Source organism: Paraburkholderia lacunae (genome assembly GCF_003353175.1).
Classification (GTDB): Bacteria; Pseudomonadota; Gammaproteobacteria; order Burkholderiales; family Burkholderiaceae; genus Paraburkholderia; species Paraburkholderia lacunae.
Window position 1 is genome coordinate 115463 of the sequence record NZ_QHKS01000017.1, and the last position, 13869, is coordinate 129331.

A 13869-nucleotide genomic window follows, 5' to 3' on the forward strand; every position below is an offset into this window, starting at 1 on the left:
AACCGAAGGGTAACGAAATCATGTCCGAATGTCCGATTGATCCTCACGCGCATCACCACGCACATTGCCTGCCGTTCGGCGCACAGTTGCTCGGCGCGGCGGGGACGACGCCGCGTACCCGGTTTCGTTTCTGGGCGCCTTCGTGCGCAACGGCGCAGGTGGAAATCGAAAGCGGACCTGCGCAAGGCGCACACGACATGGCACCCGGCGGCAACGGCTGGTTCGAAGCGACCGTCGATTGCGGCGCGGGTACGCTCTATCGCTTCCGGCTCGACGGCAAGCTTGCGGTGCCCGACCCGTCGTCGCGCTTCCAGCCGCAAGACGTGCATGGTCCGAGCGAAGTGATCGATCCGCGCGCTTACCGTTGGGACAACACGCACTGGCATGGCCGGCCGTGGGAAGAAACGGTGCTGTACGAACTGCACGTCGGCACGCTGGGCGGCTATGCGGGCGTGCAGGCGCGCTTGCCGGCGTTCGTCGCGCTCGGCGTGACCGCAATCGAGTTGATGCCATTGAGCGATTTTTCCGGCAAGCACAATTGGGGCTATGACGGCGTGCTGCCGTATGCGCCGGATTCCGCCTACGGCCGCCCCGAAGAGCTGAAAGCGCTGATCGACGCAGCGCATGGCCTCGGTCTGATGGTGTTTCTCGACGTGGTCTACAACCACTTCGGTCCTGACGGCAACTATCTGCACCAGTATGCGCGCTCGTTTTTCCGCGACGGCACCCATACGCCGTGGGGTCCGGCGATCGACTTCGAGCGTACCGAAGTCAGCGATTTCTTCACTGACAACGCGGTGTACTGGCTCAATGAATATCGCTTCGACGGCCTGCGTTTCGACGCGGTACACGCAATCGGCGATCACACGTGGCTGCGCGAATTGTCCGACCATATTCGCGCGAGGACGCAGCACGGACGCCACGTGCATCTGGTGCTGGAAAACGAACACAACAGCGCGAGTCTGCTGGAAACGCACTTCGACGCGCAATGGAACGACGACGCGCACAACACGCTGCACGTTCTGCTGACCGGCGAAACCGAAGGCTACTACCACGCCTACGAGGACCAGCCGATCCGCCGATTGGCGCGCGTGCTGTCGGAAGGCTTTGCGTATCAGGGCGACCCGTCGCCGATTCACGACGGCGCGCCGCGTGGCGAACCGAGCAGACATCTGTCGCCGACCTCGTTCGTGATGTTCTTGCAGAATCACGACCAGATCGGCAATCGCGCGTTCGGCGAGCGTCTGCGCAAGCTGACCTCCGACGACGCGTTACGCGCCGCGACCGGCCTGCTGCTGTTGTCGCCGCAAATCCCGTTGCTGTTCATGGACGAGGAATACGGCTCGACCCAGCCGTTCCTGTTTTTCACCGACTATACCGGCGAGCTCGCCGAGGCCGTGCGTGAAGGACGCCGCCGTGAGTTCGCCCGCTTTGCGGCGTTCAGCGACGAGAAGCACCGCGCGCAGATTCCCGATCCGAACGATGCGAAGACGTTTGCGGCATCGTCGCCGCCCGCGCTTGCTGAGGCGAGCGCACAGGAAGACGCACAAGAGCGCCTCGAATGGATGCATTTCTACAAATCCGCGCTCGCTGTGCGGGCGAAGCTGATCACGCCGCGTCTGAAGCATTCGAAAGCCCTCGGCGCGACGGTGTTGACAGCGCCAAGCGGCGCTGATGCCAATGCGCTGATCGCGCGTTGGAAACTCGGCGACGGCGAGACTTTGTCGATCGCGCTGAATCTTTCTAGCGACAACGTCCCGTTCGCCGATGTGCCCGCCGGCAAGTTGATTTTCGAAACGCCGCCGCGCGTGCGCGAACAGATCGACACCAAGGTGTTGCCCGCGCATGCGTTCGTCGCATGGCTGACTGGCGACGTCAGCGACTACGCCATCAGCCACGATGCCCGCATCGCAGGTATTCAGGAGCGCAACGCGTGAGTCCGACCCGCCGCCCGAACGATACGATCGCCTCCCTCGCCACGCGCGCCGGCTTCGAGGTGGAATGGCGCGACGCGCACCATGCGACGCGGCATGTGCCCGAGCATACGCTCGCCGTTCTGCTCGAACGGATGGGGCTGCCGTGCGGCAGCGCCACGCAGATCCGGCATAGCGCCACCACGCTCGAAGCCGAACTGTCCGGACGCAAACTGCCGCCGCTGATGACCGCCGAAGTCGAACGCGGCATCGCCTTGCCTGCCGCCGCGATCAGATCCGACAGCCACTATCGGATCGAACTCGAAAGCGGCTCGATCATCGACGGCCGTTTCACCGCGCCCAAAGGCGAAGAGGCCTTGCTCACACCGATCAGCGAGCCCGGCTATCACACGCTCGTGATCAACGAGCAGCGCATGACGCTGGCCGTCGCGCCGTCGCGCTGCTACACCGTTGCCGACGCATGGCGCACACGGCACGGCGGCTCCGCGCAAACGCCGCCGCTGTGGAGCATCGCGGCGCAGTTATACGGCTTGCGCCGCACGGGCGACGGCGGCATCGGCGATTATTCGGCGCTCGCGCAGCTGGCGATCGAAAGCGCGAAGCGCGGCGCGCATGCGCTCGCCGTCAGTCCGACACATGCGATGTTCAGCGCGGAGCCGCATCGCTTCAGCCCGTATTCGCCATCGTCGCGTTTGTGGCTGAACGTCACGCATATCGATCCTGCCGCAGTGTTCGGCGCGGATGCGGCACGCGCTGCGATCGACGCGGCGCAAGCGGCCGATGCATGGTCGAGGCTCGAAGACCTGCCGCTGATCGACTGGCCGAATGCGGTCGTGTTGAAGCTGAAGGTACTGCGCGCGCTGTACGAGAACTTTTGCGCACACGAACGCGCGCAGGGCGCACCGCGCGCACTGGAGTTTCACGGCTTCTGCGAACGCGCCGGCCGCGCGCTCGAAGAGCACGCGCGTTTCGAAGCGTTGCAGGCGGCGCAACTCGGGCAGAAAGGCGGCAATGGTCACTGGCGCAACTGGCCCGAAGCATTGCGCGATCCGCGCAGCCCGGAAGTCGAAGCGTTTGCCGAGGCCCATCGCCATGAAGTCGAGTTTCATCTCTTCCTGCAATGGCTTGCCGCCAAGGGTTTGTCGCACGCTCAGCACGCGGCTTGCGACGCAGGCATGGCCGTCGGCCTGATCGCCGATCTCGCGGTCGGTTGCGACAGCGCCGGCAGCCATGCATGGTCGTATTGCGACGACATGCTGCAAGGCGTGTCGGTCGGCGCGCCGCCCGACCTGTTCAACCAGGCGGGACAGGCGTGGGGCCTTACCACCTTTTCGCCGCGCGCGATGCGCACGCAGGGCTTCTCCGCATTCATCGACATGCTGCGCGCCGCGTTCGCCCATGCGGGCGGCATCCGCATCGATCACATTCTCGGCTTGCGGCGCTTGTGGCTCGTACCGGAGGGCGAAAGCGCGCGCAACGGCGCCTATCTGCGCTATCCGCTCGAAGACCTGCTGCGGCTGATCGCGCTCGAATCGTGGCGGCATGGTTCGATCGTGGTCGGTGAAGATCTCGGCACCGTGCCGCACGGCTTTCGTGAACGGCTCGACGAACACGGCATCGCCGGAATTCGCGTGCTCTGGTTCGAGCGCGGGCAAGACGACAAGGGTTTCAAGCCGCCGCACGCATGGGACCGCAACGCCGTGGGCACCACGACGACCCACGATCTTCCGACCGTGGCGGGCTGGTGGCGCGGCAGCGATATCGCGTGGCGCAACCGGATCGGCCAGACGATGGCGCGCGCCGACGGCCGCGACCCCGAGGAAGCCGCGCAGGAAGAACGCGCCGCGGATCGCGCCGAACTATGGAGCGCGTTCCAGCAGGCTGGCGTCGCCGCGTCCAACGTCGCTGCGCCGCCGCCCGACAACGCGCCCGTGGACGAAGCGCTGGCCTTCATCGCCGCGACGCCTGGGCCGCTCGTCACCTACCCGCTCGAAGATCTGCTCGCGCAAGTCGAGCAGCCGAATCTGCCTGGCTCGATCGACGAGCATCCGAACTGGCGCCGCCGCATGAGCTTGCCGATCGACGCGCTATTCGAGGACACGACGTTTTGCGATCGCCTGCTGGCAGTCGATCGCGCACGCAGCGCCGTTATCCGTTCTACGACTCGCACTTCTTCGGAGCCTGATACGCCATGACCGTCCCGCGCTCCACGCTGCGCCTCCAATTCCATCGAGGCTTCACTTTCGACGACGCCGCCAGGCACGTCGAATACTTCGCCGCGCTCGGCATCAGTCACCTGTACACGTCGCCGATCACGACCGCCGAGCCAGGCTCGATGCACGGCTACGACACCGTCGACTACACCCAGGTTAGCCCCGAATGCGGCGGCGAGGCCGGCCTCAAGCGCCTCGCCGACAAGCTGCACGCGCACAACATGGGGCTGATCGTCGACGTGGTGCCGAACCATATGGGCGTCGGCGGCTCGAGCAACGCGTGGTGGCTGGACATACTCGAATGGGGCCGGCACAGCGCGTATGCGCGGCATTTCGACGTCGATTGGCATTCGCCCGATCCGGCTTTGCGCGGCAAGGTGCTGGCGCCGGCGCTCGGCGCGCCGTACGGCGAGGAACTCGCGGCGGGCCGCATTGCACTGCAGTTCGCCGCCGATACCGGGCGCTTCCATATCGGCTACGGTCCGCACGTATTCCCCGTTTGCCCGATCGATTACGCGTCGATTCTGCAAAGCGCCGAGCGCGCCGATCTCACCGCGCTGGCCGAGCGCTTCCAGGGGCTGACGACGCAGCCCACCGATCAACCCCGCGCCGCCGAAGGCCGCGCCCGGCTGCGCGAGTTCGCCGCGCAGCCGGGCGCCTCGGCGATCGAGATCGCGCTCGAAACGTATGCGCCCGAGGACCCGGTCACGCGTGACAGGCTGCATCGCCTGATCGAACGGCAGCACTTCCGCCTGGCGTGGTGGCGCACCGCTTCCGATGAAGTGAACTGGCGGCGCTTCTTCGACATCGCCACGCTAGCCGGCGTGCGCGTGGAACGACCTGAAGTGTTCGAAGCCGTGCACGCGCTGATTTTCCGTCTGTATCAGGAAGGTGTGGTGGACGGTTTGCGGATCGACCATATCGACGGCCTCGCTGAGCCGCGCGAGTACTGTCAGCGTCTGCGGCAGCGCCTCACTGAGTTGCGCGACACCGCGCCCTACGTGGTCGTCGAAAAGATTCTCGGCCGTGACGAGCCGTTGCGCGACGATTGGCCGGTGGACGGCACGACCGGCTACGACTTCATGAACGACATGGGCGCACTGCTGCACGATCCGGCCGGTGCCGAGCCGCTCGCGGCGACGTGGGCCGAACTCACCGGCCGCAGCGCCTGTTTTGCGGACGAGGCCTTAGCCGCACGGCGCAAGATTCTCACGGAAAACCTCTGCGCGGAACTGGATCGCGCGACGCGTGCCTTGCATCGCATTGCACGCGATTCTCTGACGACGCGCGACTTCACCTTCACCTCGCTGCGGCGTGTGTTGACCGAGCTGGTCGTGCATTTTCCGGTGTATCGGATTTATCCGCAGAACGGCTTGCGCAGCGCCACCGATAACGTCTATTTCGAGCAGGCGCTGGCCGGCGCGAAGGAGACGCTATCGCGCGCGGACCACGTCGTGCTCGAACGCGTGAACGCATGGCTCGGCGGCAGTGCCGAAGAAGTGCCGAATGCGCGGGGCGGCACAGCGCAGCAGCAAGGCCAGAATGGCACGCCGCCGATTCATGCCGGCTCCGCGCGGCGCACCGCGCAAACGCTTTTTTCACAACTGAGCGCACCGCTCGCCGCCAAGGCCATTGAAGACACCGCGTGCTATCGCTATGGCCGCCTTCTGTCGCGCAACGAAGTCGGCTCGGATCCGGGCGACTTCGCGTTGTCGGTCGAGCAGTTTCATGCGGGGAATTTGCAGCGTGCGCAGCGTTTTCCTCACGCGATGCTCGCCACCGCCACGCACGATCACAAACGCGGCGAAGACGTGCGTGCGCGGCTCGCGGTGTTGAGCGAAATTGCTCACGACTGGAACGCGACATTGCGCGCGTGGTCGACATTGAATACGCCGCATCGCCGGGCGCTCGACGGCGCGCCGATCAGCAGTGTCAGCAAGGATGCGAGCTACGACTGGGCGCCCGGCCCCGCCGCCGAAGCAATGCTGTATCAGACGCTGGCAGGTTGCTGGCCGCCGGCTCTATCGCCGGACGATGAAGCTGGCGTCAAGGACTTGGCCGGGCGCGTCGCGCAATGGCAACTGAAGGCGTTGCGCGAAACCAAGCTGCAAACCAACTGGCTCACGCCTGACGAAGCGTACGAAGCGGGCTGCCGCGACTTCCTGTTCGACATCCTGGCGCCGCAGCGGCGCGATGGATTCTTGCGCGAGCTGTCTGGATTCGTGGCTCGGATCGACCGCGCCGGTGCGCTCAATAGCTTGCAGCAGACGGTGCTAAGGCTGGCGTCGCCTGGGATTCCCGATCTTTATCAGGGCACTGAGCTGTGGGACTTCAGCCTGGTCGATCCCGACAACCGCCGGCCCGTGGATTTTGCCAAACGCGAGGCGTGGCTCGTGCAGACGCCGCCGTCCGAATTTTTGCCGAGCTGGCGCGACGGACGCGTGAAGCTAGCGGTGGTGCAGCGCGTGTTGGCGCTACGGGCGCATTTGCCGGAATTGCTGAGTCAGAGCACCTATTTGCCGTTGACCGTGAGTGGCAAGCATGCGGCGCAGGTGATTGCGTTTGCGCGGCGGCATGGGAATGCATGGGCTGTGGTGATTGCCAGCCGGCTCGCTACTGGATTGCTGGGTGACGACGGCGATTTGCCTTTGGTCGATCCGGCCAAATGGGACGATACGGCGCTCGAGATGCCAGCCGATCTGGCTGGGCGGGCTCTGTTTGACTGGCTGAGCCCGGCGGCGCCCAAGGTCGATGAGAACGGATTGCTGTTCCTACGCGATGCGTTGGGCGGGATGCCGGTGGCTGTTCTGGTGGAGGATGGAGTACCAAGGGCTTAGGTTTTTTGCCTGCGCGGGCAGGCAAAAAGACATTTCAGGCGGCGCGGACGAAAAACCCGTGTCACCCTCCTTCATCATCGAAAACCTTTGGGTACACCCGCACGAGCACAATGCGAGGCCCCTTCATCTTCTTGACGACGACGTCGAAACGATCGAATTCGACCTTCTGCCCTTCAGCAGGCAGATCATTGAGCGCCTGAATCACGAGACCGCCGACCGATTCGGCCCTGCCCTCCTCGATATCGATCCCCAACGCGCGCTCCAGCGACACCACCGGCAAGCTGCCCTTGCCCATCAGCGTGCCATCGTCCATACGCGACCAGTCGGCGTCGCCTTGCCGGAATTCGTCATGAATCTGGCCGACCAGCGCGCCCAGCAGATTGTCGAGCGTCAGAAAACCGATCGGCTTCGAGTTCTTGTGTCCGACCAGCGCGAGATGCGGCGCGCCCTTCCGGAAGCGGCGAAACAACTCGAGCGCGGGCGTATCCGGTTTGACGTACTGCACCGGCCGCACATATTTGGAGAGGTCGTCGAGCGTACTGCCCGCGTGGCGCGCCAGCAGCAGATCCTTCAGGTGAATCATGCCGGCCACGCGCTCGCCAGCTGCGTCTTCGAATAACGGATAACGGCTGAAGCGATGCCGCGCCACCACCTGCATGTTCTCGCGCAACGGCAAATCGCGCCGCAAGCCGACCATTTCATAAGCAGGCCGCATCAGGTCGGACACGGTCATGCGCGAGAAATCCAGCGAATGCGCGATCGTGTTCCATTCGTCCTGACTGTAGGCGCCATCCGGCGAACCGAGCCCAGTCGCGACATTGGCATGGCGGCCGCGCAAGATCAGCTTGAGTTCGTCGGTCGAATAGTGCGAATCGTGGCCGTGACCGGCGTCGAGACCCGCGAGCTTCAGCACCGCGTTGGCGCTGGTATTGAGCACCCAGATCGCCGGATACATCGCCCAGTAAAAGCCGTAGAGCGGCGTGGCGGCCCACAGCGATACCTTCTCCGCTTCGCGAATTGCCAGCGACTTCGGCGCCAGTTCGCCCACCACGATGTGCAGGAACGAAATGCACGAGAACGCGAAGAACAGCGAAATACCGTGGATCAGCTTCTCCGACTCCACGCCGGCCAGGCTGAACAGCGGCGTGAGCAGTTGGGCAAACGCCGGCTCGCCGATCCAGCCCAAGCCGAGCGACGCCAGCGTAATGCCGAGCTGACAGGCCGACAGATAGGCGTCGAGCCGGCCATGCACCTTCGCCAGCAAACGTCCGCGCATGCCGTGCTTGACGGCAAGACTCTGCACGCGCGTCTGCCGCAGCTTGACCAGACCGAACTCGGCGGCGACAAAAAAACCGTTGAGGGCAACGAGAAACAACGCACCAATAAGGGCGACAAGCTGGATCAAAGCGGCAAGCTCCGGCAACAAAAGTGGTCAGTATAGAGGGTGAAAGCTCGACGAAAGTGAGCCGCGGACTGGAAAACGATGTGACAGCCGGCGCTCACGCGGTCGCCGTCGCACTGAGCGGCACATGCAGCGCGAGCGTGGCCGCTTCGCCGTCTTGCGTTTCGCTTTGCTCGAAACTGCCGCCGTGGGCATCCGCGACACGCTTGCTCAGCGCGAATACCCATGCGATCCGCCCGGCTTCACGCGGTTCGCGCGCCTGTTTGCGGGCGAATGCTTCAAGCGCATGCGGCAACGAAGGATCGTCCAGCGTAGCGGCTGTCACATTGAAGGTGACGGTGGCGTGCCACGTGGCAGCATCGGCACGCGCGGCCAGCGTGACGGTTGCACCCTCCGCGCTCGCTTCCACGGCGAAGGTGAGCATCAGCCACAAGGCGGCGGCAAGGCGCTCCCGATCGCCGTTCAGTTGCTCCACATCAAGCTGCGAATTCACGACGATCTCGACGCCGCGTGAACGGGCCAATCCTGAGCGCACCTCTTCAGCGGTTTCGTCGAGTAAAGGATGCAGCGGAAACGGTTCGTACGCGAGCGCCAGCGATCTGGTTTCAGCGCGGGTCGCGTCGACGATTGTTTCGAGCAGCTTGACCTGCTGGTCCACGCCATTCCGGATGCCGGTCACGGCGCGCTGCGAGTTGGGGTCGTTCGCATCGAGCTTGCGCTCCAGCACGTAGGCCCAGCTATGAATCGCATTCAGCGGACTGCGCAGATCGTGCGACACCAGCGACAGCACGTGGTCGCGCATGAACAGCGCGGTTTCCGCCCGCAGATGCGCGGTGCGTTCGGATACGGCGAAGCCGGGACGAACCGGCTGACTGCCGCCGGCTCCGGTAGAAGACGTTGTCACGATCGAGCCCTCTCAGCCGGTATATGAATTGTCGAAAGAACCTGATTATAGGCATGCCCTGCGCAACCACCCCGCCCGGACGGATAAGGTGGCTGCAAACCGCGTGCCGCGCGGCAATCCTCGGCGATGCTGCGCCAACGCGCCTACAATGTCGGTTTTTACGATTTGACCTAAGGAGCGACTCATGTCGACTGTGACTACCGAATCCGGCCTGAAATATGAAGACATCGTTGAAGGCACCGGCGCCGAAGCCGTCGCCGGCAAGACTGTCAGCGTGCACTACACCGGCTGGCTGACCGATGGCCAGAAGTTCGACTCGAGCAAGGACCGCAATGACCCGTTCGCCTTCGTGCTGGGCGGCGGCATGGTCATCAAGGGTTGGGATGAAGGCGTACAGGGCATGAAGGTCGGCGGCACGCGCAAGCTGACGATTCCGCCGCAACTCGGCTACGGCGTGCGCGGCGCGGGCGGCGTGATTCCGCCGAATGCGACGCTCGTGTTCGAAGTCGAATTGCTCGACGTCTAAGTTTTTCGCAGCTTTGCAATCGGGCATTGCCAATGAGTCACGCCGCCATCACCGCGCCTAGCGTTTCGTTGCGCCGATACGGCGCGATCGAAGCGTCGGACGTGCACGACTTTCACCAAGTCGTGCTCGGACTCGACGGCGCGATGGTAATGGCCGTGGACGGCGTCGCGCAACACATCGACGCCGGTTCCGCGTGGCTCATTCCGGCGGGCGCGCGGCACGATTACGCGGGTGTCGGCGAAAACCGGCAGTTGGTGCTGGATCTGCCGGCCGCCTCGCTGGCCGTGCCGGAACGTCTGTTCGATCGCGCGCGTGCTGTCACGGTGGATGCCTCGCTCACGGAGCTCGTGCATCGGATTGCGGCGCATGCTACGGGCGGCGCACAAGGCGACGATCTGGATACCCGGCGTTTTCATTGGGACGCCGCGGCGCGCTTAGGTGCGGCGTTGGTCGCCGACGCAGGCACGACAGCTGGAACGCAAGCGCCCGGCGCCGGCCTCGATTTCGCGCGTATCGACCGCTGGCTGCGCGCGCATCTGTCGGAGCCGCTGCGCATCGCCGACCTCGCCGCGCATTGCGGCTTCGGCATGCGACGCTTTCATCAGCTTTTTATCGAAGCCTTCGGCGAAACGCCGCATCGCTATTTGCAGCGGCTGCGGCTCGATACGTCCATTACGCTGCTCGCCGATCCGCGCCGTTCGTTGACTGACATCGCGTTCGAGATCGGATTCGGTGATCAGAGCGCTTACACGCACGCTTTTACGCGGCGTTTCGGGCTGGCGCCCGGTCAATGGCGCGCGTTGAGACACTGAGTCTCCAACGCGAGCTTTTCAGGCGAACCGCCTGATCAGGCGGCCTGCTTTCCTGCTTCGAGCTCAGTTGCTTCAAGCTCCGTTGCTTCACGCTCCGTTGCTTCAAGCCCCGTTGCTTCACGCTCCGATTACCCCGCCAAACCACGCTCCAGATCGCCGCGAATATCGCCGGCGTTTTCCAGGCCCACGGCCAGACGGATCAACCCTTCGCTGATACCCGCGGCCGCGCGCGCCTCCGGCGTCACACGTCCGTGCGTGGTCGTGGCCGGATGCGTGATCGTGGTACGCGTATCGCCGAGGTTGCCGGTGATCGAACAGATCTTCGTGCTGTCGATCACGCGCCATGCGTTCGCGCGCATGGCCTCAGGCGTCTCGCCCTTCAATTCGAACGACAGAATCGCGCCGCCCGTCTTCTGCTGACGCATGGCCAGTGCGTGCTGCGGATGCGATTCGAGCCCCGGATAAAACACGCGATTCACGGCCGGATGCGTTTCCAGCCAGCGCGCGATTTCGAGTGCGTTCGCCGACTGCCTGTCGACCCGCAGCGACAACGTTTCCATACCCTTGAGCAGCACCCATGCGTTGAACGCCGACAGTGTCGGCCCAGCGCTGCGCACGAACGGAAACACCTTTTCCATGATGAACTGCTTCGAGCCGACCAGCGCGCCGCCGAGCACACGGCCCTGGCCGTCGAGAAACTTGGTGGCCGAATGCATCACGACGTCCGCTCCGAGCTTCAACGGCTGCTGCAAGGCCGGGCTACAGAAACAGTTGTCGACCACGAACAGCGCATTGGCCGCCTTCGCGATCTTGCTGATCGCCTCGATATCGGCGACTTCGGTCAGCGGATTCGACGGCGTTTCGAGGAAGAACATTTTCGTCTCGGGGCGCACGGCGTTTTTCCACGCGTCCAGATCGGTCGGATCGACGAACGTGGTCGTGATGCCGAACTTGCTGAAGATCTGCGAGAACATGCCGAGCGTCGAACCGAACAGCGCTTGCGAGCTGACCAGATGGTCGCCGGCCTGCAACGCCGACATCACCACCGACATGATCGCGGCCATCCCCGAGGCCGTGGCCATGCATGCCTCGCCACCTTCGAGCGCGGCCAAACGGTCCTGAAACATCGAGACGGTCGGGTTCGTGAAGCGCGAGTAGGTGTAATAGTCTTCGGAATTCTTGAAGCGGTCGGCGGCTTCGGCGGCGTTCGCGAAAACGAAGCTCGACGTCAGGAAAATCGCTTCCGAATGTTCGTTGAAGTCGCTGCGCACAGTGCCCGAGCGGACTGCCAGTGTGTCGAAGTTCAGGGAGTCGTCCATGTTGGTTCTGGTTTCCAATGTTCCAGGGCTGCGTTCAACGCGGCTCACGCGAGAAGCGCGCGCAACGCCGAACGGCAGCAACAAAAAAGCCCGCTTTTGCGTCGGCATAAGCGGGCTTCATGTGCGGGGGAAGCTGGAGCGGAGGCGGATGACTACGGCTTTTCCACCATTCGCTTTAGCTGTTTCGGGTTGCCCCGCGTCCGCAAGCTGAGATCAAATCGACGCAAGCCGCCATGCTAACACGCTCGCGGCGTGGCGTGCAGCGCGCCACGCCGGTTGCGGGACCGCTCAACCTACCGACAGCTGCAGATGCAGTTGCGAACGCGCAGGCGCCCCGCCGTCGATCGCTTCGCTCGCGGCGTCGCGGTCCGATTGTGCGGACGGCGCAAGGCGCGCGGTTTCGATGCGGTCGAGGTACTCCGTGGTGACATCGCCGGTGATGTAGTTCCCGTCGAAGCACGAGGCTTCGAACTCCTTCAGCGCCGGATTGATGTCGCGCACCGCCTGCTTCAACGCATCGACGTCCTGATAAACGAGATGGTCGGCGCCGATCAAGCGCGCGACTTCTTCGTCGGTGCGGCCGTGGGCGACAAGTTCACCGCGCGTCGGCATGTCGATACCGTAGACGTTCGGGAATTTCACCGGCGGCGCCGCCGAGGCGAAGATCACCTTGTTCGCGCCCGCGTCGCGCGCCATCTGCACGATTTCATGCGAGGTGGTGCCGCGCACGATCGAATCATCGACGATCAGCACGTTCTTGCCCTTGAACTCGATGCCCATCGCGTTCAGCTTCTGGCGTACCGACTTCTTGCGCACCGCCTGGCCCGGCATGATGAAGGTACGGCCCACGTAACGGTTCTTGAAGAAGCCTTCGCGATACTCGACGCCCAGCTTCTTGGCGACCTGCATCGCGGCCGGCCGCGACGAATCGGGAATCGGCATCACGACGTCGATCGCGACGTCAGGCAGTTCGCGCTTGATCTTCTCGGCGAGGTAGTCGCCCATGCGCAGACGCACGTTGTAGACCGGCACGCCGTCGAGCACCGAGTCCGGACGCGCGAGGTACACGAGTTCGAAAATGCACGGGTTCAGGCTCGGGGCCGTGGCGCATTGCTGCGAATGCAGATTGCCGTCGAGGTCGATGAAAATCGCTTCACCCGGCGCCACATCGCGCACGAACTCGAAGCCAATACCTTCGATCGCCACCGATTCCGACGCCAGGATCCACTCGACACCTTCCGACGTTTCCTGCTTGCCGAGGCACAGCGGGCGGATACCGAAGGGGTCGCGGAACCCGAGCAGTCCATAACCGGCGATCAACGACACGATCGCGTACGAACCCCGCACCCGGCGATGCACGCCCGACACGGCCTTGAACAGCGCGGCCGGATCGAGTTGCAGGCCCGAACTGGACAGCTGCAATTCGTGCGCGAGCACGTTGAGCATCACTTCGGTGTCGGAATTGGTGTTGATATGGCGGCGATCGATGCGGAACATCTCATCTTTCAGCTGCTGCCAGTTCGTCAGGTTGCCGTTGTGCGCAAGGATGATGCCGAACGGCGCGTTCACATAGAACGGCTGGGCTTCTTCTTCGCTCGACGCGGAACCGGCGGTCGGGTAACGGACCTGGCCGATACCGGTGGTGCCGGGCAGGCTGCGCATGTTGCGCGTGCGGAACACGTCGCGCACCATGCCGTTGGCCTTGTGCATGTGAAAATTGCTGCCGTTCGCTGTCGCGATGCCGGCGGCGTCCTGACCGCGGTGCTGCAGAAGCAGCAGGCTGTCATAGATCAGCTGATTGACCGGAGAATGGGAAACTACGCCTACGATGCCGCACATGGCATGTCCTTCAAAGGTACGAAATTCGTAACGGCGCCCGGTGCCTGCTATGGAACGTAAAAGCAGCCGGATTGCGCCGGAGT

9 protein-coding genes are annotated in these 13869 nt (G+C 64.0%); 5 read left to right on the forward strand and 4 right to left on the reverse strand.

Annotated features, from left to right (window positions below; translation table 11 throughout):
* Positions 1 to 20 precede the first annotated feature (20 nt).
* From treZ to treY, 3 genes are read left to right on the forward strand one after another with little or no spacing between them, the layout of a single operon-like run.
* Entirely contained in the window at positions 21 to 1937 is a 1917-nt protein-coding gene (treZ, locus tag DLM46_RS24665; RefSeq protein WP_115104834.1) for a malto-oligosyltrehalose trehalohydrolase, read from the forward strand.
* On the forward strand, positions 1934 to 4129 hold the full coding sequence (gene malQ, locus DLM46_RS24670; protein ID WP_244306357.1) for a 4-alpha-glucanotransferase: 2196 nt from the start codon (positions 1934 to 1936) through the stop codon (positions 4127 to 4129). The genes treZ and malQ overlap by 4 nt, the downstream gene beginning before the upstream one ends.
* Positions 4126 to 6984 (forward strand): malto-oligosyltrehalose synthase, encoded by a 2859-nt coding sequence (treY, locus tag DLM46_RS24675; protein WP_115104838.1) that lies wholly within the window; start codon positions 4126 to 4128, stop codon positions 6982 to 6984. The genes malQ and treY overlap by 4 nt, the downstream gene beginning before the upstream one ends.
* Before the next feature lie 61 nt (positions 6985 to 7045).
* On the opposite strand, the gene DLM46_RS24680 is transcribed toward treY, so the two are convergent.
* On the reverse strand, positions 7046 to 8389 hold the full coding sequence (locus DLM46_RS24680) for a hemolysin family protein (RefSeq protein ID WP_115104991.1): 1344 nt from the start codon (positions 8387 to 8389) through the stop codon (positions 7046 to 7048).
* 94 nt (positions 8390 to 8483) lie between these two features.
* A complete protein-coding gene (locus DLM46_RS24685; protein WP_115104840.1) occupies positions 8484 to 9290 on the reverse strand; it encodes a sensor histidine kinase in 807 nt (268 codons plus the stop codon).
* A 184-nt stretch (positions 9291 to 9474) separates the two neighbouring features.
* Between DLM46_RS24685 and DLM46_RS24690 the strand changes: the two genes are divergently transcribed.
* Together DLM46_RS24690 and DLM46_RS24695 are read left to right on the forward strand one after the other, a co-directional pair.
* A complete protein-coding gene (locus DLM46_RS24690) occupies positions 9475 to 9816 on the forward strand; it encodes an FKBP-type peptidyl-prolyl cis-trans isomerase (RefSeq protein ID WP_006047612.1) in 342 nt (113 codons plus the stop codon).
* A 32-nt stretch (positions 9817 to 9848) separates the two neighbouring features.
* Positions 9849 to 10628 (forward strand): AraC family transcriptional regulator, encoded by a 780-nt coding sequence (locus DLM46_RS24695; protein ID WP_115104843.1) that lies wholly within the window; start codon positions 9849 to 9851, stop codon positions 10626 to 10628.
* A gap of 128 nt (positions 10629 to 10756) precedes the next feature.
* Here DLM46_RS24695 and DLM46_RS24700 read toward each other — a convergent pair whose 3' ends face one another.
* Both DLM46_RS24700 and purF read right to left on the reverse strand, forming a co-directional pair.
* Positions 10757 to 11947 (reverse strand): O-succinylhomoserine sulfhydrylase, encoded by a 1191-nt coding sequence (locus DLM46_RS24700; RefSeq protein WP_115104846.1) that lies wholly within the window; start codon positions 11945 to 11947, stop codon positions 10757 to 10759.
* A 288-nt stretch (positions 11948 to 12235) separates the two neighbouring features.
* Entirely contained in the window at positions 12236 to 13786 is a 1551-nt protein-coding gene (purF, locus tag DLM46_RS24705) for an amidophosphoribosyltransferase (protein ID WP_115104849.1), read from the reverse strand.
* Positions 13787 to 13869: the final 83 nt, after the last annotated feature.

Coding starts and splice junctions, on each gene's coding strand:
- treZ (WP_115104834.1), top strand. CDS start 21: ATGTCCGAATGTCCGATTGATCCTCACGCGCATCACCACGCACATTGC.
- DLM46_RS24695 (WP_115104843.1), top strand. CDS start 9,849: ATGAGTCACGCCGCCATCACCGCGCCTAGCGTTTCGTTGCGCCGATAC.
- DLM46_RS24690 (WP_006047612.1), top strand. CDS start 9,475: ATGTCGACTGTGACTACCGAATCCGGCCTGAAATATGAAGACATCGTT.
- purF (WP_115104849.1), bottom strand. CDS start 13,786: ATGTGCGGCATCGTAGGCGTAGTTTCCCATTCTCCGGTCAATCAGCTG.
- DLM46_RS24700 (WP_115104846.1), bottom strand. CDS start 11,947: ATGGACGACTCCCTGAACTTCGACACACTGGCAGTCCGCTCGGGCACT.
- treY (WP_115104838.1), top strand. CDS start 4,126: ATGACCGTCCCGCGCTCCACGCTGCGCCTCCAATTCCATCGAGGCTTC.